Origin of the sequence: Ornithinibacillus halotolerans (genome assembly GCF_014637405.1) — a bacterium.
Taxonomy (GTDB): domain Bacteria; phylum Bacillota; class Bacilli; order Bacillales; family Amphibacillaceae; genus Ornithinibacillus; species Ornithinibacillus halotolerans.
In genome coordinates this window covers 194,726-216,923 of sequence record NZ_BMEY01000005.1, presented here as the reverse complement: position 1 = coordinate 216,923, position 22,198 = coordinate 194,726, and the positions used below count along the sequence as shown (strand labels likewise).

The 22,198-nt window shown below is 35.0% G+C and carries 23 protein-coding genes and 1 tRNA gene; 1 reads left to right on the top strand and 23 read right to left on the bottom strand.

The features are described 5' to 3' along the window. Positions 1–497 precede the first annotated feature (497 nt). The 17 genes from lysS to IEV35_RS06805 all read right to left on the bottom strand — a co-directional run bounded on the left by lysS (position 498) and on the right by IEV35_RS06805 (position 18,341). Positions 498–1,979 (bottom strand): lysine--tRNA ligase, encoded by a 1,482-nt coding sequence (gene lysS / locus IEV35_RS06885; protein ID WP_188383939.1) that lies wholly within the window; start codon positions 1,977–1,979, stop codon positions 498–500. A 190-nt stretch (positions 1,980–2,169) separates the two neighbouring features. Continuing rightward, positions 2,170–3,159, bottom strand: a complete 990-nt coding sequence (dusB, locus tag IEV35_RS06880; protein ID WP_188383938.1) for a tRNA dihydrouridine synthase DusB — start codon at positions 3,157–3,159, stop codon at positions 2,170–2,172. A 1-nt stretch (position 3,160) separates the two neighbouring features. Then, positions 3,161–3,373, bottom strand: a complete 213-nt coding sequence (locus IEV35_RS06875) for a helix-turn-helix domain-containing protein (protein ID WP_188383937.1) — start codon at positions 3,371–3,373, stop codon at positions 3,161–3,163. Continuing rightward, positions 3,343–3,855: a 2-amino-4-hydroxy-6-hydroxymethyldihydropteridine diphosphokinase gene (folK, locus tag IEV35_RS06870; protein WP_188383936.1), complete on the bottom strand. Its 513-nt coding sequence runs from the start codon at positions 3,853–3,855 to the stop codon at positions 3,343–3,345. Before folK ends, IEV35_RS06875 begins: the two co-directional genes overlap by 31 nt. After that, the gene (folB, locus tag IEV35_RS06865; RefSeq protein ID WP_188383935.1) at positions 3,848–4,216 is read right to left on the bottom strand and encodes a dihydroneopterin aldolase; all 369 of its coding nucleotides are present in this window, start codon (positions 4,214–4,216) and stop codon (positions 3,848–3,850) included. The genes folK and folB overlap by 8 nt, the downstream gene beginning before the upstream one ends. Continuing rightward, positions 4,216–5,037, bottom strand: a complete 822-nt coding sequence (gene folP / locus IEV35_RS06860; protein WP_188383934.1) for a dihydropteroate synthase — start codon at positions 5,035–5,037, stop codon at positions 4,216–4,218. The genes folB and folP overlap by 1 nt, the downstream gene beginning before the upstream one ends. Before the next feature lie 94 nt (positions 5,038–5,131). Then, positions 5,132–6,058 (bottom strand): cysteine synthase A, encoded by a 927-nt coding sequence (gene cysK, locus IEV35_RS06855; RefSeq protein WP_188383933.1) that lies wholly within the window; start codon positions 6,056–6,058, stop codon positions 5,132–5,134. A gap of 207 nt (positions 6,059–6,265) precedes the next feature. Further along, positions 6,266–7,165, bottom strand: a complete 900-nt coding sequence (locus IEV35_RS06850; RefSeq protein WP_188383932.1) for a peptidylprolyl isomerase — start codon at positions 7,163–7,165, stop codon at positions 6,266–6,268. A gap of 17 nt (positions 7,166–7,182) precedes the next feature. Continuing rightward, positions 7,183–8,055 (bottom strand): Hsp33 family molecular chaperone HslO, encoded by an 873-nt coding sequence (hslO, locus tag IEV35_RS06845; protein WP_188383931.1) that lies wholly within the window; start codon positions 8,053–8,055, stop codon positions 7,183–7,185. A 13-nt stretch (positions 8,056–8,068) separates the two neighbouring features. Then, the gene (locus tag IEV35_RS06840) at positions 8,069–8,836 is read right to left on the bottom strand and encodes a type III pantothenate kinase (RefSeq protein ID WP_188383930.1); all 768 of its coding nucleotides are present in this window, start codon (positions 8,834–8,836) and stop codon (positions 8,069–8,071) included. Between the two features lie 177 nt (positions 8,837–9,013). After that, positions 9,014–10,993, bottom strand: a complete 1,980-nt coding sequence (gene ftsH / locus IEV35_RS06835; protein WP_188383929.1) for an ATP-dependent zinc metalloprotease FtsH — start codon at positions 10,991–10,993, stop codon at positions 9,014–9,016. Between the two features lie 109 nt (positions 10,994–11,102). Then, the gene (hpt, locus tag IEV35_RS06830) at positions 11,103–11,651 is read right to left on the bottom strand and encodes a hypoxanthine phosphoribosyltransferase (RefSeq protein ID WP_188383928.1); all 549 of its coding nucleotides are present in this window, start codon (positions 11,649–11,651) and stop codon (positions 11,103–11,105) included. Positions 11,652–11,665: 14 nt separating this feature from the next. Then, the gene (tilS, locus tag IEV35_RS06825; protein ID WP_188383927.1) at positions 11,666–13,057 is read right to left on the bottom strand and encodes a tRNA lysidine(34) synthetase TilS; all 1,392 of its coding nucleotides are present in this window, start codon (positions 13,055–13,057) and stop codon (positions 11,666–11,668) included. A 59-nt stretch (positions 13,058–13,116) separates the two neighbouring features. Continuing rightward, positions 13,117–14,043 carry a serine/threonine protein kinase PrkT gene (prkT, locus tag IEV35_RS06820; protein WP_188383926.1) on the bottom strand — a complete coding sequence of 309 codons (927 nt, stop codon included), beginning with the start codon at positions 14,041–14,043 and terminating at the stop codon, positions 13,117–13,119. Then, entirely contained in the window at positions 14,018–14,749 is a 732-nt protein-coding gene (locus IEV35_RS06815; protein WP_188383925.1) for a VWA domain-containing protein, read from the bottom strand. The genes prkT and IEV35_RS06815 overlap by 26 nt, the downstream gene beginning before the upstream one ends. 88 nt (positions 14,750–14,837) lie before the next feature. Continuing rightward, positions 14,838–17,279, bottom strand: coding sequence for a stage II sporulation protein E (gene spoIIE, locus IEV35_RS06810; RefSeq protein ID WP_188383924.1), 2,442 nt, complete (start codon positions 17,277–17,279; stop codon positions 14,838–14,840). 597 nt (positions 17,280–17,876) lie between these two features. Beyond that, the gene (locus tag IEV35_RS06805; protein ID WP_188383923.1) at positions 17,877–18,341 is read right to left on the bottom strand and encodes a DinB family protein; all 465 of its coding nucleotides are present in this window, start codon (positions 18,339–18,341) and stop codon (positions 17,877–17,879) included. Positions 18,342–18,473: 132 nt separating this feature from the next. On the opposite strand from IEV35_RS06805, the gene IEV35_RS06800 reads away from it, so the two are divergent. Continuing rightward, positions 18,474–18,547: transfer RNA gene (locus tag IEV35_RS06800), tRNA-Met, on the top strand. 144 nt (positions 18,548–18,691) lie between these two features. Here the strand turns inward: IEV35_RS06800 and IEV35_RS06795 are convergent. The 6 genes from IEV35_RS06795 to yabN all read right to left on the bottom strand — a co-directional run bounded on the left by IEV35_RS06795 (position 18,692) and on the right by yabN (position 22,198). Further along, positions 18,692–19,075 (bottom strand): S1 domain-containing RNA-binding protein, encoded by a 384-nt coding sequence (locus IEV35_RS06795; protein ID WP_188383922.1) that lies wholly within the window; start codon positions 19,073–19,075, stop codon positions 18,692–18,694. A 72-nt stretch (positions 19,076–19,147) separates the two neighbouring features. Then, positions 19,148–19,525 carry an FtsB family cell division protein gene (locus tag IEV35_RS06790; RefSeq protein ID WP_188383921.1) on the bottom strand — a complete coding sequence of 126 codons (378 nt, stop codon included), beginning with the start codon at positions 19,523–19,525 and terminating at the stop codon, positions 19,148–19,150. Positions 19,526–19,529: 4 nt separating this feature from the next. After that, positions 19,530–20,129 (bottom strand): spore cortex biosynthesis protein YabQ, encoded by a 600-nt coding sequence (yabQ, locus tag IEV35_RS06785; protein WP_188383920.1) that lies wholly within the window; start codon positions 20,127–20,129, stop codon positions 19,530–19,532. Next, positions 20,126–20,428 carry a sporulation protein YabP gene (yabP, locus tag IEV35_RS06780; protein WP_188383919.1) on the bottom strand — a complete coding sequence of 101 codons (303 nt, stop codon included), beginning with the start codon at positions 20,426–20,428 and terminating at the stop codon, positions 20,126–20,128. Before yabP ends, yabQ begins: the two co-directional genes overlap by 4 nt. Before the next feature lie 53 nt (positions 20,429–20,481). Beyond that, positions 20,482–20,745, bottom strand: a complete 264-nt coding sequence (locus tag IEV35_RS06775; RefSeq protein WP_188383918.1) for an RNA-binding S4 domain-containing protein — start codon at positions 20,743–20,745, stop codon at positions 20,482–20,484. Positions 20,746–20,749: 4 nt separating this feature from the next. Continuing rightward, the gene (gene yabN, locus IEV35_RS06770; protein ID WP_188383917.1) at positions 20,750–22,198 is read right to left on the bottom strand and encodes a bifunctional methyltransferase/pyrophosphohydrolase YabN; all 1,449 of its coding nucleotides are present in this window, start codon (positions 22,196–22,198) and stop codon (positions 20,750–20,752) included.

Sequence of the window (22,198 nt, the reverse complement as noted above, 5' to 3'; positions counted from 1 at the left end):
TGAACGAGTCAATTACATTCTTAGCTACTAAAGCACGCTAGCTTTAGATTTATTTAATAGAAAAAACAGGGTATGTTTTTTCTTACATACTGGTTGTTTTGTTCAGTTTTCAAGGAGCAAAATCTTAGATGTTGTTTTTGTGTCAACTCTTATATAATATCATTTATTACATTTGATGTCAACACTTTTTTATAAGTTTTTTTCAATCTTGCGCGCCGCTTGTTTTAGCGACTTTATTAATATATCACGCTAGTTAACTGATGTCAACAATTAATTTATTAAATTGTTAAATCAATTATTGTTGCTAGCAAAGCAACGATATTTAATTTACCATGATTTTTCCCCTAAATCAACCATTTATTACAGGAAATATATGGTTAATAATTAAATGTGCTAGAACTCTGCATTATATTAAGGTACTTCTATAGTATTTAATGAAGAAAGAAGCCGCATTTAAACTGACAGCTTCTTTCTATATTATCATTTCTATTTACCTTTTATTTATTCCTCATTTGCGGGAATAATAATACATCTCGAATTGAAGGCGCGTTTGTAAGTAGCATAACTAAACGATCAATACCAATTCCTAATCCACCAGTTGGAGGCATTCCATATTCAAGCGCTTCTATGAAATCTTCATCCATAAGGTGCGCTTCATCGTTTCCTTCTGCTCTTTCTTTAACTTGTGCTTCAAAACGTTCGCGTTGATCTATTGGATCATTTAACTCACTAAAGGCATTAGCATGTTCTCTCGCAACAATAAATAACTCAAATCGATCAGTAAAACGTTCATCTTCCTTATTCTTTTTAGCAAGTGGTGAAATCTCCACAGGATGACCATAGACAAATGTTGGCTGGATAAGTTTCTCTTCTACCTTTTGTTCAAAGAACTCGTTTACAACATGACCAAATGCCATATTGTCTTTAATTTCTACTCCATGTTCTTTAGCTAGTTCTCTGGCTTTTTCATCACTCATGTTTTCCCAGAAGTCAACACCAGTATGTTCCTTAACCGCATCTACCATATGGATTCTTTTCCACTTTGGTTCTAGATCAATTTCATGTTCACCGTACGTAATTTTCGTTGTGCCATGTACTTTTTGCGCAATATGAGCAATCATATTTTCAGTAAGTTCCATAATATCGTGATAATCTGCATAAGCTTCGTATAGTTCTATCATTGTAAATTCTGGATTATGTCGAGTTGAGACTCCTTCATTACGGAAGACTCTACCAATTTCATATACTTTTTCAATTCCACCTACGATTAGGCGCTTTAAATGTAGTTCAATTGCAATACGCATATACAGTGGAATATCTAATGCATTATGATGGGTAATGAATGGCCTAGCACTTGCTCCCCCAGGGATACTATGCATCATTGGAGTTTCTACTTCTAAGAAACCTTGAGCATCTAGATAATTTCGCATTTCACGAATGATTTTACTACGAGTAACAAACGTTTCTCTACTCTCTAAGTTAGTTATTAGATCAAGATAACGTTGGCGATATCTTTGTTCTACATCTTTTAATCCATGATATTTCTCTGGAAGAGGACGTAATGACTTTGAAAGTAAGTGAAACTCATCTACTTTTACAGAAAGTTCCCCTACATTCGTTTTAAACATAGTTCCTGTGACACCAACGATATCACCAAGGTCTACTGTATTAAAGATTTCATATGCTTCTTCTCCAATTGCATCTTTTCTTACATATAATTGGATTTGTCCACTTAAATCTTGTATATGGGCAAAACCAGCCTTACCTTTTCCTCGCTTTGTCATTACTCTTCCGGCGATAGTTACTTGGTAGTCTGCTTCCCCTAATTCCTCTTTTGAATACTGTTCATACTTTTCTTGTAAATCTTTTGCAAAATCAGTACGCTCAAATTTTCCACCAAAAGGGTCTAATCCTTTTTCACGATATGTATCTAATTTTTCTCTCCGAACACGCATATGTTCATTTAATTCTTCAGACATCTTTACCAACTCCATTACTATATTATTAAAATAAATTACAGTGCAACTACTATATAATTAGATAGTTATTATCTCAACATAACCTACATTTTACACCTCAAAAGGCTTATATATCAACTAATGATACTATATATTGTCCCAAAAGAAAAATCCGCTAGATTTTTCTAGCAGATTATGTCAGAACTATTTATTATGAAGCTGTCATTGCTTCTTCTACTTCTTTAACGAATTCAAAAAAGATATTAATTAAATGGTCTCGAGTCTCTGCCTGATTAATTTGTTTTCTTGCTTTTCCACTTCCGTCAATTCCTTTTAAGTACCAAGCCGCATGCTTTCTCATCTCCATTATAGCAACCTTTTCGCCTTTTAGTTTAATAAGTCTGTCCATATGAAGAATGCAAACATCAATTTTTTCTTGTGGAGTAGGAGCATCTATTAATATTCCTGTATCTAGATATTTAACAATTTGATAGATTATCCAAGGGTTACCTAGTGCAGCGCGACCAATCATAACTGCATCTACACCCGTCTCATCTATACGTTGTTTTGCAATCTCTGGGCTATCTATATCCCCATTACCAATTATAGGAATGCTTACTGCTGATTTAACGTCTTTTATTATATCCCAATTAGCATATCCCTCATACATTTGTTTTCTCGTTCTTCCATGAAGTCCAATAGCACTTCCACCAGCTGCTTCTACCGCTTTTGCATTGTCAACGGCAAAAATATGATCCTCATCCCATCCGGTTCTCATCTTAACGGTAACTGGTTTGTCCGTGTTTTCTACAACAGCTTTAACCATTTGGTAGATTTTATCTGGATCAAGTAACCAGCGTGAACCAGCATCAACCTTCGTAATTTTTGGAGCTGGACACCCCATATTGATATCAATAATTGATGCATTGGTATTTTGATCTACATATTGCGCTGCTTGAACAAGATTATCCTTATCACCACCAAATATTTGAAGGCTCATTGGCATTTCTTGCTCATCTATATATAACATTTTCATCGTATTTTTATTTCTATTTAGTATCCCTTTATCACTAACCATTTCTGCAGTAATGAGTCCCGCACCAAACTCTTTTACAGTTAACCGAAAAGCCCAATTACTTACTCCAGCCATTGGTGCTAGTGTAACTTGATTTGGAATGGTAATGTCTCTGATTTTCCACATGTCATTTGTCCTCCACTCCAAGTATTTCATTTTTATCTATATTAAGTGTATCTGATATTTTTTTTATATTTTCCTCTGTTATCTTTCGAGTGCCTCTTTCAATCTCTCCTAAAATATTCAAGGAAATGTTAAGTTCTTTTGCGAACATAACTTGTGTATACCCTTTTAACTTACGATAAGCTTTTATTCTTCTTCCGAGTCTGTCTGTATCCATTGTGTTATGTCCCTTTTCTCTTTTTCAGGAAGTGCTTGAAGCAATTCGCTAACTGAACTTTTCAAGGTTGGAACTGCTAAATCAGGTGCAATTTCATTCAAAGGGATTAATACAAACCCTCGCTGATGCATTCTAGGGTGAGGCAAAATTAGCTCGTCTGTTTTTTTACTTTCTTGGTTATATACTAGGATATCTAGGTCAATCGTTCTTGGTCCATTCCGAATTACCCTTTTTCTCCCTAACTCACCTTCTATTTGTTGGCATAGAGTCAATAACTGATTGGAAGTTAAGCTTGTCTTCAGTTCAATCACCATATTTAAAAAGTCGGCTTGATCTGTATAACCAACTGGAGGAGTTTCGTAAATAGAAGACTTACTTTGAATTTGTATCATTTGACTTTCTTCCAGTATGCTAATGGCATCTTTTAAGTATTTTATTCTTGGTTCTATATTAGTTCCTAATGCAATATATGCTTTATTCATGTGACTTCTCCCGGAAAATTTCTACGGCTACTGATTCATAATGTCCTGGGATAGGAGGGTCTGGTTTTATAACCTTCACCCTGCAAGCTTCTAAAAGAGTAAAAGAAGCTAACAAATTAGCAGCTACTGATTCAGCTACCGCTTCGATGAGATTTTTTGATTTACCTTCCACAACGGCTTTTACCTTTTGATATACTTTACTATAATCTATGGAGTAATGCATATTATCACTATTTCCCGCTTTACTCGTATCTAAATATAACTCTAAATCGACATTAAATCGTTGTCCTAATTTTTTCTCTTCAGGAAGCAATCCGTGAAATCCATAAAATCTCATATTAGTTAAGATAATTTTATCCATTATTTCTCCTCCACCCTTAACATAGCATCCATCATTTTTGCCACTTCAACATGTAATTTCACATTATGAACTCGTACTATATTTGCTCCCTTTGAAATGCCTAAACATGTTGTGGCTGCGGTACCGTTGTCTCTTTCTTTTGGTGGGACATTCAGTACTTCCCCTATAAACCGTTTTCTAGAAGTTGCCAATAATAAGGGGTAACCCATATTTGTTAGCTTATCTAGATTATTCATTACGACGAGATTGTCTTTTGCATTTTTAGCAAATCCTATACCTGGATCTAGTATAATATTTTCCACTGGTACTCCAGCACGTAATGCAATTTCAATACTTTCTTCTAAGTCACACTTCATATCATCTAGTAACGAAGTATAGTTTTCATTTGTACGATTATGCATAAGAATAATAGGTACATTATAACGTGCAGCAATGCTAGCTATTTCTGGTTCTTTCTTTGCTCCCCACACATCATTAATAATTTCTGCTCCCGCCTCGATTGCTTGTCTAGCTGTTTCCGCTTTGTACGTATCTATAGATATCGGAATACTTATCGCATCTTTTACTGCTTTAATGATAGGAAGGACACGCTCTAATTCTTCCTCTACAGAAATAGGAGCATGATCTGGGCGAGTAGATTCGCCTCCGATATCGATAATATCCGCTCCAAGACGTTCCATTTTTACAGCTTGTTCTACTGCCTTTTCTATTGTTGTATAGCTACCACCATCCGAAAATGAATCTGGTGTAACATTTAATATTCCCATAATATATGTTCGTTTAGACAAATCATATGTTTTTGATGTTGTTTTTAAGATCATAAATGGATTTCTCCTTCTTAATACAATTTCTAGTACCATCCTATCACAATAAAAAAAGGCTAGCATCATTTTCTGATACTAGCCTTTTAAATATTTATTCTTCATCAAATTGATAAAGCGGAGTAGAAAGATATCTTTCTCCATTATCAGGTAAAACTGCTAACACCTTTTTACCTTTTCCTAAATCTTTAGCGACTCTTAAGGCTGCCACTACTGCTGCACCAGATGAAATACCGCCTAAGATTCCATTAGTTTTCGCCACTTTTCGTGATGCTTCAAATGCTTCATCGTTAGAAACTTGAATTACCCCGTCATACACTTCTGTATTTAATACTGTGGGAACAAACCCGGCACCTAGCCCTTGGATTTTATGTGGTCCAGGATTTCCACCTGATAGTACCGCTGAATCTGTTGGTTCTACTGCATATACCTTAACACCATCAAAGTGGTCTTTAATTACTTTTCCAGCACCTGTTACCGTTCCACCAGTACCAACACCTGATACAAATGCATCTAAGCCATCGTTCATTTGCTTAACAATTTCTTGGCCTGTTGTACGAGCATGTACTTCTGGATTGGCAGGGTTGTTAAACTGTTGTGGCATGAAATAGCCTTTTTCTTTAGCTAATTCTTCCGCCTTTTTAATAGCACCTTTCATTCCATCTGGACCTGGAGTTAGAATTAATTCTGCTCCATAAGCACGTAAAATATTACGGCGCTCTTTACTCATTGTTTCTGGCATAACAATTACAGTACGGTATCCTTTAGCAGCCGCTACCATAGCTAATCCAATTCCAGTGTTTCCACTAGTTGGCTCAACAATTGTCCCGCCTTCTTTTAGAGTTCCATCTTTTTCAGCTGCCTCAATCATCGCTAGTGCAATACGATCTTTTACGGAACTACCTGGATTAAAGTATTCTAATTTGACATATACATCCGCACTATTTTCATCCGTTAAATGGTTTAATTTTACAATTGGTGTTTCACCGATTAAGCCGGTAATATTATCTGCTACTCTCATTAACAATTACCTCCTTATAATTCCTACTAAACTTATAGGATTTATATATAATGTAATCTTAAATAGTACTTACTGTCAACTAAAACAACTATAAATAGGCGGGTTATTTTACTAGAAAAAAAGCATTTCCGAATAATACTCGGAGATGCTTTTGCTATATGGTTACTGTTGCATGTTGCAGTAACAAAGTCACTATTCAATTATATATTATTCTCCATATATCCAATTTATATCTATTTTTTCCCATAATGGATCTGAGTTTAAATGTTGATCTGTTGACTGTAATGCAAGTTCACTTCGTATATATGGTTTTAGTTCATCATATGAGTAACTTATCTCCGGTAAATATTTGTGCAAATAGAGAATAGCTACTCCGTTGTTTGTTACAAAAGGTTTACTGAACGAATACTCACTTAGCTCCTCAGCAATCTCAAAATAATTAGCCGGTAAAAACTCAGTGTTTTTAGAATTAAATCCGAGATAACCACCATTAGCTTTCGTTTCATCATCAATAGAATATTCTTTTGCTAACAAAGGAAAAGAAGCCCCTTCTTCTAACTCTTTATAAATTTTCTCAGCTTCATCCATTGTCGAAACTAATATATGAGAAAACTGTAATGACTCATTAAACTGATATTGATTCTTATACTTTGTATAATAAGCTTGAATATCTTGCTCATCAACTTGGATATCTTGTGCAAGAAGTGCTTCGAGCTGATAACGATATATTATATCGTCTCGCCATTTTTTTTCTAATTCATCAAGTGTTTCCTTTTTAGTTACACCTTGCATCGTTGTCAATAGAGCAATATCTCTCTCAATTATTTTATCGCTTACTGTTATATTACTTTCATCTGCAAGTTTCTCCACGATAGAGCGATCAATCATGTTCTTTAGTTCCTTTTTACCATGATTAACTCGTAATGATCCCATCCATTCTTCATATGTTATATCTGTTCCAGCTATTGTTGCAACTGGTTTTTTTGTATCAATTTTCTCGTCCTCAACTAAAGTGCCTTCTGATTGGTCATTTTTCCAAAGAAGCATTGTAGTTACATTAGTAATTAGGAGTAGTATAGTAATACTGAGTAGCAATTTTTTCGACATAGTACATTCCTCTTAACTTATTCCTGGATTAATGATTCAAGTTCTTCTTCTGAGAAGCGATATGTTTCGTTACAGAAATGGCAACTTGCTTCAGCTCCGTGATCTTCTTCAATCATTTGTTTTATTTCATCTTTACCTAAACCGATAATCGCATTCGCCAATCTTTCCTTTGAGCATTTACACTTAAATTGAACCGGCATCTTCTCGTGAATTTTTAAACCACCATCTTTAAATAACAGCTCCAATATTTCTTCAGGTGTTTTGCCTTCACGTACTAGGGAAGATATAGGTGGGAATGATTGAATCCGTTCCTCTAATTGTCCGATTGCTGTATCATCTGCTCCAGGCATCACTTGAACAATAAAACCACCGCTTGCTAAAATTGTAAGATCTGGGTTCACAAGTACACCCGCTCCAACAGCTGACGGAACTTGTTCAGATGTAGCAAAGTAATAAGTAAAATCCTCACTTATTTCCCCGGAAACTATTGGTACCTGACCTGTGAAAAAGTCACGTAATCCTAAATCTTTTACAATACTTAAACTTCCGGTTGTACCAACAGCACGACGTACGTCTAGTTTACCTTTTTCATTTAAGTCAAAATCAACATGAGGATTGGTAACATAGGCACGAACCTCACCTTTAGCATTAGCATCAACCACTATTGCACCGATGGGACCACCACCCTCAACTTTGACTGTAATAGAGTTATCTCCTTTTAGCATAGCTGCCATCATTGCAGAAATAGTCATTGTACGACCCATTGCAGCAGATGCTGTAGCCCAAGTATCTTGCCTTCTTCTTGCTTCTTCTACCATTTTAGTAGACCTTATAGCAAATGCACGAACCATGCCATCTAATGCAGTTCCTCTAATTAAGTAATCTGACATGTGAAAAACTCCTTTACTTGTTCATTTTGTATATTTCATATAATCCCTTTAGTGTTAAAAATGGATCAACAGAATTAATCGTTTCGGAGGACTCCCCTATTAGCTGGGATAATCCGCCTGTCGCAATTACATGTGCTTCTTTTCCGGAATTTTTCTTAATACGGCTTACAATTCCATCCACTTGACCGATATATCCGTAAAATAGCCCTGACTTCATTGCTTCAATTGTCGATGTTCCTACTACATTTTTAGGAGCTTCTATTTCAATCTTTGGGAGCTTCGATGCTCTTTGGTACAAAGCTTCCATTGAAATATTAATCCCTGGGGAAATAACTCCTCCACAATATTCTTCTTCTTCATTAATATAACAGTATGTTGTAGCCGTTCCAAAATCAATTATGATTATTGGTGCTTGGTGTTCTTTCAATGCACCCACGGCATTCACGATACGATCTGCTCCAATTTCGCTTGGATTTGGATAACACATTTTTAAGTTTGTTTTTACTGATTCTTTACCTACAACTAATGGGTCAAGATTAAAGTACAATGTACACATTCTTTCTAAAGAAGACATGATTGGTGGTACAACAGAAGAGATAACTACATCGGTAATATCAGTAAAATGAATTCCATTACATTCAAATAAAGACTTTACTAGCATTGCAAATTCATCTTCTGTTTTATAGCGATCTGTCTTAATTCGCCAATGGTATTTTAATTCATCATCACAAAAGACACCTAATACTGTATTGGTATTCCCAACATCTAATACAAATAACATGGTGTGAGTCCTTCCTATATAGTTTGTGTATTGGAACGAATATTTTACGAATGAATCTGAGTTAATAAATGAGTCTTTAATAATATACCAAATATAAAAAGGTAAGTGAAACTGGAAGTATTATTAGAAAGTTGAATATCAAAAAAAGACAGCCTCTGAATTAGGCTGTCTTTCATATTATTCTTTGTTATCCGCGTTATCTTCATTTTCCCTTTTAAGCTTTTCCTCTGCTTTTTCTTTAGCTTCCTCATAAGAATCAACAAGGTTATCGTCTTTCTTGGAGTTGATATTTACTTTTACATCCTTATCTGATTCCTCATCATCAAACTCTTCCGGTTCAGGAAGTACGCCATCTTCAAATAGAGATTTTATTTGTCTTGCATCTAATGTCTCTACTTCTAGAAGTGTTTGAGCAATAAGTTCTAGTTTGTCACGATTTTCAGTAAGAATTGTCTTCGCACGATCATAACAGTAGTTAATAAAGTTTTGCATTTCTTTATCGATATCATGTGCAATTGCATCACTGTAGTTTTGATCATTACCAATATCTCTACCTAAGAAAACTTCTCCTCCACCACTACTGTATTGTAATGGTCCTAATTTATCACTCATACCAAATTCAGTAATCATACGACGTGCAATTCCAGTAGCACGTTGGAAGTCATTAGAGGCTCCTGTACTTACCTCACCGAAGATAATTTCCTCAGCTACACGACCTCCTAATAGACCTGTAATTTTATCGAAAAGCTCTGGTTTTGTCATAAAGTAACGATCTTCTTTTGGAAGCATTACAGCATATCCACCCGCTTGACCACGAGGTACGATAGTAACTTTATGAACTATATCAGCATCATCTAATACCATACCGATTATTGTATGACCACTTTCATGGTATGCAACAATATTTCGCTCTTTCTCTGATATGACCCTATTCTTCTTAGCTGGACCTGCAATTACACGGTCGATTGCCTCATCGACATCTGTCATATCAATTTCCTTCTTATCTCGTCTAGCTGCAACTAAAGCTGCTTCGTTAAGAAGGTTTTCTAAATCTGCACCAGAGAACCCTGGTGTACGCATTGCAATTGTTTTTAAATCAACAGAAGCATGTAATGGTTTACCTTTCGCGTGAACCTTTAATACTTCTTGACGACCTTTAACATCAGGACGATCAACTGTAATTTGTCTATCAAAACGACCTGGGCGCAGTAAAGCTGGGTCTAGGATATCAGGGCGGTTTGTCGCTGCAATAATAATGATTCCTTCATTAGCACCGAAACCATCCATCTCAACTAGTAATTGGTTTAATGTCTGTTCACGTTCATCATGGCCGCCGCCAAGACCAGCACCACGTTGACGTCCAACAGCATCAATTTCATCAATAAATATTATACAAGGTGCGTTTTTCTTTGCATTTTCGAATAAATCACGGACACGAGATGCACCGACACCAACAAACATTTCTACGAAGTCGGAACCACTGATGGAGAAGAATGGAACTCCTGCTTCACCAGCAACAGCTCTTGCTAGTAACGTTTTACCAGTCCCTGGAGGTCCAACTAAAAGAACACCTTTAGGAATTCTTGCACCAATCGCAGAGAATTTACGTGGATCTTTTAAGAATTCAACCACTTCTACAAGCTCTTGCTTTTCTTCATCAGCACCAGCAACATCGGTAAAACGAACTTTTTTCTTTTCTTCGTTATACATTTTCGCCTTACTTTTACCAAAGTTCATCACACGGCCACCGCCGCCTCCTTGAGCTTGGCTAAGTAAGAAGAAGAATAACAGTCCAATGATTAAGAAAGGAATCATTGTTGTTAGGAGTGTTACCCAAATACTTGGCTGATCCATTGGTAGAACTTTTAGGACACTTTGTTCTCGTCCCATTCTAGTAATATCAGCAATTACTTCTTCATTATCAGGTACCTGTGCTACAAATTCTTTGTCATTAGTCAGATCCCCTGAAATTCGATAAATACCATTTACGGGCTGCATCGTCATATTTTTTATTTCGCCAGATTCAAGTGACTGCATAAATTCTTGTACATCTAACTCTTCTGCTTGTTCATGCTGGCCACTTAATAAACTGATGACGGCTATAATACCCAAAAATATAATTAAGTAAAAAAACGCACTACGGAATACTCGGTTCATTGCCTACCTCCTCCCAAACGGGAAAAACTATTAACAATAGTATCATATAAAATTTAAATTTTTCAACTAATTACTCCCTAAATAAAGGGCAGCATAATTGCTATCTATTTTATTCACTTGCTCCATAAATCTCTGGTTTTAATACACCAATGTATGGGAGATTACGGTATTTTTCATCATAGTCCAATCCATACCCCACAACAAATGCATCTGGGACTTCAAATCCGACTAAATCTGCTTGGATTTCAGCAGTACGACCAGTTGGTTTATCAAGTAACGTAACTATTTTCACGGATTTAGCTTTACGATATTTAAATAGATCAACTAAATAACGTAATGTGTTTCCACTGTCAATAATATCTTCAATTATTAGTAAGTCACGACCTTCTACTTTTGTATTTAAGTCTTTTAAGATTTTGACTTCACCTGATGATACTGTACTTGTTCCACCATAACTTGAAACATCCATGAAATCCATTTCTAAATGGGTGTGAACTTGTCGTAACACATCTGACATAAACGGTAATGCACCTTTTAACACACCAATTACTAATGGAAAACGACCTTCGTATTCTTTCGTTAGCTGCTCTCCTAGTTCTTTACATTTAGCCTGTATTTCTTCTTCTGTGATAAGTATTTCTTTAATATCGTTATGCAAAAATAACCCTCCTACTAAGTACCCTGTTCATAATTTAACTTTATATATATTGATTTACCCTTATTTGGCATAATTTCTTGTTTCCTTAATCCTACTAGCCAAATAATATCCCCTTTATTATCCGTTACTATCGGCCAACTATTCCGTTCATGTAATGGTATTTTTTCATCGATAAAAATATCTTTTATTTTTTTACTACCATTTAACCCTTTCCAAGTCATCCGATCACCCGGTTGACGGGTCCTCACTTGTAAAGGAAGAGTAATTTCACTCGTACAAATATATGTATATTTATCATGGCATGGGATTTCATCTATATATGTAGCGTATATTTTCCCTCCATTAGGTAAAACCACTTCCCCGGGAATGGGTAAAAATTCATGGAATGGTGATGGAATTTTATTATGATGATGAAAATAAAAGATAAGTTTATTATATGCTTTTTCTACCCTCAAATGCCGAGGAAAATCAATTTGAATCGTACCATTTTCTTTATTTAGTAATGATTGGATTTGTTCTTCATGGACATAGGATAAATCCTTTGGTAAATCATCTTCATATAGATAGTTTAATATTAGATGATAGGCACGCCTTTGTAAAGCAGATGCACGTGATTGAAACACATCAATATCGAACATAACTTTACGAGGATTATCTTGCACTTGTACTACTTCATTAAACAACTTTATTGCCTCTTGCTTTAGAAATTCCTCATCCATTGCTAAAGATTCACTAAGATACTGTATTGTTTTATGTATATTTTCATTTTTACTCTTTAAATGAGGAATAATCTTCTTTCGGAAATAGTTACGTGTATAGTCAATACTTTCATTAGAAGGATCAAGCCTAAACTGGATATCGTTCTTCTTACAATAAGATTCTATCTCTTGCTTAGTTACACAAAGGAGTGGCCGAATAATAGCCCCAGAAGCAAACGGTCTTTTAGCAGATATACCAGTTAGAGAACTAGAATTTGCAGAACGTACTAATCTCATAACCAAGGTTTCCAATTGGTCATCCCCATGATGAGCAATAGCTAGGTAGTCTGCTTGGAATTTCTCCATTTGCTCTTCAAAGAATTGGTAACGTAACGTTCGAGCAGCAACTTGTGTGCCAACTTGATGTTTTTCTTTATGTTTTTTCACATCCACCGCTGTTCCTACAAAGGCCACATTCCACCTATGACAAATATCTCTTACAAATTCAAGATCTTGTTTACTTTCCTCACCGCGTAACTTATGATCCACAGAGAGCGCAATAAGATTTAACTGCCATTTTTCTCGAATAGTCTTAAAGTAATATAACAATGCCATAGAATCTGGCCCACCAGATACAGCAACTAAAACGGTAGAATTAGGTTTTATTAACTGATGTTTTTGAATAAAGGACGTGACAACATCATCCATAAAAATGCACCTTCTTAACTATCTAGTCCCTTTATTTTACCATATTATCTGTATCCCCATTAAGGAATTAGTAGCGATGTTAAATAATAGCCTAAAGCAATTATTAAAAAACCAATAGATTCCAAAATAGATGGTTTGTTTTTTTGTTTTTTCCTTTGTTGAGAATTTGGTTGCTTTTGTAAATCATAAATTATTTTAGATATCTCTTGTTTCATTTCCTTACTTGTCAAATATTTTCCCTGGATTGCTTTTTTTAAACAACTGCTATAAGGGTGTAAGGCTTTTACATCATTAATTTTTCTAAATATAGTCGCTTGAGGATTTGGTCCCTTTTGAAAATGCTTAGGATAGAAGACAGATAAAAAAACCATTACTAAGGCAAATAAATCATAACTAGGGTCTGCTTTTCTAGTACCCAATCCCCAATATCCTCTATCATAAAACTCTGTATATTCTTTAATAGACCTTCCTATTTGAGTTGTACCACCAACATCAACCCACCTTATTCTTGAAGGAGAGGAAGTAACAATTAAATTATCTACTTTCAAATCTCCAAAAACCCAGCCAGCTTGGTGCAAATATTCTAAATCTGTTAATAGTTGTAGCATAAAGACACCTAACCACTCACTACCATGTTGTTTCATAAATTCATTAAGTGTCTCGCCTTGGATATATTCCATCACATAAAATGAGTAGATTTCTCCTGTAGGTGATACCCAATCATCTACATCCAACAAATAAGGTCCAAGTCTTTTCCCTTGGACCTTCCCTAGTGATTTCAACACATTAACTTCCATAGTAATAGAAGAACCTTTATCACTTATCTTTAATGCAGCTTTTCTTCCACCTACTTCACATAGATAAACAGACCCAATGGCACCATTTCCAAGCTTTCGAATAATTACATATCGTTTTTTGTGCCATTTACCAGTCAAAGTCATTCCAGGTCTTAAAAATGGATTATGCTTGCTCGATGTCTTGTTCATCTTTACTTCTCAAGCTCCTTAACAGACCTTTTTTACCAAATTGATACATTGCGTCTCGTATAGCTGGGCCAGTTGGTGTAATCCCTCCACTTGTAAGTTTTGGAAAGACTGATGAAATAGAGTCAAGTCTTGGAGACCAGTCTAGTACTTTATCAATATCCTTTCGTTTACCTGGAAAGTTATATATACTGAATCTATTTCTTCCTACTCTAGAGTTTAAGCTTATTGATAAATCCAATAAAGCTTCTTTTACTGTAGGTAACTTATCATGCATACTAGCACTTGTATCAATTAAAACGAGAACTTCTAAATCACTTGTTTCTCCTAAATCTTCTACTACTTCCATAATTTCGCCACGTTTTTCTGGATCCAAGTCTTCCATAGTATGTTCTTTTCCTAGTATTTGTTGTAATTCTTTATTAACAAAACCTTGTAAAGTTTGTGTCATTGCTTGTTTTGTAACCATTTGGACAGTTTGTGATAGAGCCTGCTTATAGACGAGCTGACTTACTCCGCCACCAGACAAGGCTATCTCCTCTACTTCTTGTAATCCATCTGGGTCTTCAGTATTATCTTCTAATATACCAATTACATTTACAGTAATACCTTGCTGATGAGCCAAAGCTGCCGTTGCAGCTGGATCTTCTCCTTTATTGGAGCACCCATCTGTGATTAATAGAATTTGTTTTAAAGTCCCCTTATTCAATACAAACACCTCCATATTTTTCATTAGTCAGCATCGACTAAAAATATAGAAAGTATACGTATTGTCGTGAAAACATACTAGTATTTTCTCATGCATTCGTTTGATAGATTGGAAAGGTTGCCCACTCTGGAATATTCTTCTTCACTTTTGCAACAAGTACTGTCATGTCATCTTCAATATCTCCATTACGTGTACGAATTACTTCTTCAAGTAATAAGTCTGCTATATCTTGTGGGTTTTCTGTTTCCATTTCTCGAATTTTGCGTTTTAACCAAACGTCTGTATTTTCAACATGCTTAGGACCGTCAAAAATTCCATCACTCATCATAATTAGAATATCTTCAGATTGTAATTGTTCATTAACAATATCTACTTCAAACTCTTGAATAATTCCCATTGGTAAGTTGCTTGCTTCAATTTTTAATAATTGATCTCCCCTCTTTACAAAACTAGGGGTAGAGCCTATTTTTAAAAATCGAACGAATGCATTGTGTAAGTTAATAACTGCTAAATCGAGTGTTGCAAACATTTCATCTGTTGTTCGCAATGCCAGAATGGAATTAATAGATTTAATAGCAACTTTTTCAGGAATTCCAGTTTGCAAAATTTGTTGTAATAATCGCAACGTCTCCTTGCTTTCTTCACTTGCACGAGCTCCATTACCCATTCCATCACTAATCGCCATTGCGTATTTCCCTTCACCAAGTTCAATCATTGTGTAACTATCTCCCGAGACTATTCCTCCACCTTTTGCAGCATGGGCTACCCCAGTTTTTACTGTGAACTCTTTTGCAGAGCTAAAGGAAATAAAGGAATACCCATTAGGAAATGGAGAAATTTCTTCTTGCTTTACAATGATTGTTTCGTTAAGAATATCTGAAAGAACGGGTGCTATTAGTTTTTCTCCTTCACCATGATAATTGTAAAAAGCTGCTGTCATTTCAATATCAACATTACCCTTATCTAATCGATATATATCTAATTTTTCCAAATCAATACCGATTGATTTTAAAGCATTCATAATTTGCATTTCCTGCTTTTCATGTTGCTCTCTTTCTTTAAGAATTTCCTTTGCAAAATCATCCATTACATCTGACACACCTTGTAATTGTTCGGCTACTAACTTTTTACTTTCATAAACTTGCTTTCTTAATTTCCGATTTGCTTCAAAATATGACATTTCTTCTCTCATTACATCAATGACTTTTCGAGATTTTATACAATGATTTTCAAATTCTCTAATCAATTTCCTTCCAGGTTCTTGTGAAATCTCAATATCTTTTTTTAGTTCGCCCATTAAGGAGTATGTCGTATCAAACTGTTGCTGCCAACATCTTTCTTTCATAAAACATGATTGACAAGTCTTTTCTGTCACATTGCTTAGAAAATAATCTGTCTCACGGTCGGACTCAGCATCTTCCATATCATAATGTTCTGCTGAACTAAAACTTTTCGATAGTGCTTCAAATACTTCTGAAAACTGTTCTACTCTTTTGGCAGTTACATTGCGAACCTTTTGTAAATATTGCTGTTGCTCATTTGCGTGTTCCTCAGTTCCAGGAATATATCGTGATATTTTTTTAAACCAACTTGCTGGAGTTAATAAAAATAAGCAAATAGCTATTGTTGATTCAATGAGTGACGGGATTAGAGAACTTGAGTCACCGTATATTCCGACGAGAAATGTACCTACTAATAGTCCCGCACCAACACCTATTTTTTTACCCTCTTTCAATAAACCACCAAGTAAACCGGAAAAAGCTAATAAACTCATTTGATATAAATTAGCAACATTAGCTAGAGAGAGTATCAGCCCTGCTACAACACCTACCGTTGATCCAATAGCGGCACCACCAACAAATGCAAAAATCAATACAAAGTAACGAGATAAAACTTGTTCAACCTGTGCTTCATAAAATTCCCAACCGACTGTTCCTGTTAGAATAGAAGCAATTAAAATAATCATACAAACTATCTCTTCATTTTTTAAAGTTGGGCGATAACGGTTTTGGGAAAGTAGTGGTACACTTTGCATAAATATCAATACAAGGACTGTCCCTAATATCGCTTCTACAAAAATTAACATCCATTCGTAAGATGATAGTTGTCCATTAATAGAATATAAAAATATTCTAGGTCCAATGGTTGCTAAAAATACGAAAATAGGTATTGCAGTTTGGTTTTTAATCTTTTTAAATATAGATACTAAAAGTAGAAAGAAAAACATTGAAATACCTATAAATATTCCATGGGAAGAGGAAATTGTAAATGCACCCAAGACAGTTGCTAATAATGTTTTGGCAGCTTTTTCTTTATGCATAAACCATAATGTTGCTATGAAGGCGACTGCAAAAGGAGAAACTACAGATAAAATAACAGCCCGTCCTAATAAAAAACCAACAATAACAAATAACCAACCTCGATCGATGAATAACTCCTTTCCAGCTGTATACAGTTTCATACGTACATTACTAACCAATGTGTTCTCCATACTAAATGCCTTTGTTCTAGCTCTTGAAACAGATTCCATTCAATCACTCCTAGGAATAAATTATTTCATCTATCTTTTGTTCTATCAGTCGATTACAACTCATATAATAATTGGATGACTAATATCCTTTCATAACAGTAAACCACAGAAAGTTATTTTTTTTTGTCAAAACAAGAAGATAAAATCAATAAATCGTTCGACTGAAATCTAGGCTCTGGTAGGCATTTCTACATAATCCTTTTATAAATGTATTCTTTTTGTCAGAGAACGTCGTACTCCCAACAATAGAAGAGGTTGAGACTCAAGAGTTTAGACTAATGATAAAACCGAACAATAAAATTAGTATTTGCGTCTAACCCGCTCCGGGAATATACTTCGCTTTCACTTTCGAGTACATGGGCGACATCTGCTCGGAAAGACCGTCGCAGTGTCTACCTTGCCGCGGGCGGCTGGTGAGCCAGGCAACTACTTGAGATTGCTTCATTGCTGCCTTGCATCCCGCAGGACAAGGAACGCTTCGACAGCGAAACATCGCACGCAGAAAAAAGTGGTTTTCTTTTTTCAAGGAGTCTACGTATATTCCCGGAGCTAATAATGCTTATTGTTCGTTTTTTAAGTCTAACTTTTATTTTTGTCTCAACCTCTTATAAATCGTTTCAAATACAATATCGCTGCTGCGTGCAATCCTTCATGATAGATGGTGCGAGCTAGAACTTGTTCGATCGTGTACATTCCCATTTCTAATGGTTCAAATTCTTCCTCTAATCGACTTCCATATTTTTCTCTAAGCTGTGTTGGCTGAATAAGAAGTAAATCTTTCAATTCAAAATAACTTGGTGTTTCAGGTGCGAAATTTTTAGGGCTTGTCCCGAATCCAAACCATTCATTAAAAGTTCTAGTTACATTTGAGGACTCATTTGTTAAAGCTTCAACCCATAAATACTGATCAAGAAATATGTGACCCAAATTCCATCGAATATTGTTGTTAAACCCTACAGGTATTTTTTCTGCCTCTTCCTCTGTTATGTCATTTACGAGATCTAAAGTTTCTTTACGATACGTTTCTAGTTGATTAAACAATACTTCATGGCGTTTTTTCATTTTATCACCAACCTTACCACATTTTATATTTTATCTTGTCAGAATTTTTTATTTTTGTAAATACATATTGACACAACCTATTTAATCATGTATTATGATTTTTGTTGGCTTTAACTTAAGTCTAATTCATATGGCGGCGTAGCTCAGCTGGCGAGAGCGTACGGTTCATACCCGTGAGGTCGTGGGTTCGATCCCCTCCGCCGCTATCTGAAAAAGCTTGTTATCTAATTTAAGATAACAAGCTTTTTTTATTAATATCAAACCATAACAAAAACAGCTACTTTATAAGTAGCTGTTCGCTGGTTATATTATGAAATAATTCCAGAGCATTATCCGGTAGACAGCATCTACTATCCTCTTCTAGCACCTCGACCTCCACGTCTTGATTCCGTGTGCTTTTTCAAAGAAGCTAATCGATCTTCAGAGTCCTTTAAGAAACGGTTCATTTTCGCTTCAAACGTTTCTGTACGTTCTCTAGGATTCTGACGGACTGGCTTTTTTTCTTTTGCTTTTTTAATTGATAAACCTATTTTGCCATCCTTTTCGACATTAATTACTTTAACCTCAACTTCGTCACCCACTGTTAAATGTTCATTAATGTCCTTTACATAATTGTCAGCAACCTCACTAATATGGACAAGACCTGTTGTTCCTTTTTCAAGTTCAACAAATGCCCCAAAATTAGTAATACCGGTTACCTTCCCTTGCAGCTTGCTGCCTACTTCAATTGACATAAAAAAAATGCTCCTCCTTAAGATTTTTAAAAGACTTTACTTATATATTATAGCTATTAAGTTAAAAGTGTGTCAATATGACGTATCATCATCAGGGGTTTTAAAGATAAGTTCTCCCTCTTTAGAGAGAAAATATTTCGTACGAGCTATTTCTAGAATATAATCTCCATCATTAAGAAGTTCAATTTCTTCTTTATACTTCTCTGAATCTTCTTGTAAGGTGGTTAGTTCCCCTTGTAGATTTTCGTATTGTTCTAATTTCTCTGCATGTAATGCTCTTTGTTGAAAGTGATATATCGCCATGCCAGATGTAATAAATAGAACGATAACAGAGAAGAGCACTAATCGACGAATTAGTCGCTTCTTTTTACGCTTTTGCCTTTTTATGTACGTATCATATTGATCCATATATTTTGAGTTTAATTTTGCGACTGTTTCTTTCTGCTGCATAGCGTCACCTCCTCTTAGTAGTGAGAAATTTGAATACCTTGTTACATATATTCTTTATTTTACTATAAAATCCTGCTAATTGCTGTAAAAATAATTTGAATTTTTCCGGGAGTAATGTATATATCTTAACAAATAGCCACTTTATTGGAATATAAATACAGTTTAGTAAAAACTTTAATATGTGTAAAATCATATTAAACAGGAAGATGACTGCAGCAATAAGAAGTTGAAAAATATATTTAATCGGCGTAATAATCAATGCCTTCATTAACCTACTAATCCATTCATAGATGCGACTAATAATAATTATCATTCTTTCTAATAGCCGTTTATATAGGTTTACAGCAAGTGCTTGATATGCTGCAAACCCTAATAAACAAGCGACGAATACATACAGCCTCAGTTCACCTAAGTTCACTTGGAACAGAATATAATATAAAATAAAAACTTGGGTGAGCCAAAAGCTAATTTCCATAAAATACACTAAAAACACATTATGTTTCCAGTGCCTTTGGAATCTCCGAAAGGTATCTAATGCCATTCCTAGATAAAAGCCTCCACCTATCATGGAAACCATTGTTAAGAATTGGACACTTAGTGTCATCGGAATAGCTTGCTAAAGAATCCTTTAGCTTTCTCCTGAGAATGCTCATCTACGTATGATACTTCATATATCTTTCCTTTAATTGATACAATACCTTCCGTGACATCTAGATTTTTCAGTTGAAGATTTTGACCACGAATAATTAGATACCCCATAACGGTTTCTAATAAAAATTCTTCATTGTCAAAACTATCAACTTCTTTGACACCAGTAATTTCTAATAGTCTACGGTTTTTAAGCTTTAGTTGATGTTCCTTTTCAGTTACTCTTGTACTATTCTCTTTATCATAATAGTTCATATCCGCTTCCTCCTTATCAGTAATAACTTATGAAGGAAGGGACAAGTATAGAACTATTCGCTTACTATTTTTTCTTCTTTAATAATTTTGTATAACATACTTGCTTCATCTTTTCTAACTGTTTCCTTCAAAGAAGTAACCTCTACAGTAACCAGCTTTTGACCGAATCTAATTTGAAGAGTATCCCCAACAGAAACTGTACTTGATGCCTTTGCTTGAATTCCGTTAATTGATATTCTACCTTGATCTGCTACTTCTTTTGCTAATGTTCTTCTTTTAATCAATCGTGAAACTTTTAAAAACTTATCTAAACGCATGTTCTCACTCTCTTTCCTTTGCTTGATTCCATAAATTATCCATTTCTTTTAAGCTAGAATCTATTAATTCTTTGCCTTGCTTTGTTAACTCTTTTTCAATATAGGAAAATCTATCGATAAACTTTTGGTTTGTTAAACTAAGTGCATTCTCGGGATTGATTTGATAGTAACGTGTTAAATTTGCTAATACAAATAGTACATCGCCAAATTCTTTTTCTATTTCCACCTGTTCTTTATTAACAATGGCTTGCCTTACTTCCTGTATTTCTTCATCAAGCTTTTTCCAAATATCTTCTACTTTGTCCCAATCAAACCCAACTTTAGCTGCCTTCTTTTGTAATTTATAGGCTTTTAACAATGCTGGTAGTCCCTTTGGAATTCCATCTAACAGTGAATTTCTAGTATCTTTCTTCTCTTCTTTCTTCAAGGCTTCCCAATTCGTGATTACATCATCAACATTATCTATGGATTCAGTAGAAAAAACATGTGGATGTCTATAGATCATTTTATCAGTAATTGACTTTATAACATCATCAATTGAAAAGTAACCATCATCTTCCCCAATTTGACTATGTAACATAACTTGTAACAGTACATCACCAAGCTCTTCAACAATTGCTTCATCATCTTGTTCATCAATTGCCTCAAGAAGTTCATACACTTCTTCAATAGCATATTCTCTTAGTGATTCATGGGTTTGCTCTTTATCCCAAGGACAACCACTAGGTCCCCTTAGAGTAGCTATCACTTCTCGCAAACGGGTAAACATATGGTTTCGTAACGACTCATTTGCTGGTGGGACATATACACTCGTTAAATTACTTACTTCAATGGAATGATCCAATTCTTCAAGAGGTACAGTAGTGATTTTCTCCATATGACTACCAGCTGCATCAATGATCGTGATTGGATATTCTGCTGGAAGGTCTTCCAATAAGGTTAACTTAACTTCTGATGCTATAAATCGATCATATACCTGACAGAAGATTAGGTGCTGTTCATAATTTAGCGTACTTCTTTTAAATCCTGTAGCATCAATAAACTGAAATCCTTCAATCGGATCAATTTTCAATGAAGCAAACAGTGGATCTAAATAGCTCTGTCCTCCAACTATTTCTATTTCAACTTGTTCTTGATTCAATAATAATTGTACAGTTTTTTCTGCTAACATTGGATGACCAGGAACAGAATAGATAATAGACTTTTCTTGTGCATGTTCAAGCAATATCTTTACTATTTCTTCATATACCGTCTCAAATCCTTTTTCTCTCTGATATAAATAATCAAAAGAAGTAAAATTGACACCTTCTTCTTTTAAATTAGTAATAACAGGATGGTCTAGTGTTCGGGTAAAATGCATTTTCTCTATACTTGTCAATTTGCGATAAATCCCTAATGGAAGTTGCTCGATATCTCCAGCACCAAGTCCTATAACTTCAATTCGATGCTTCAT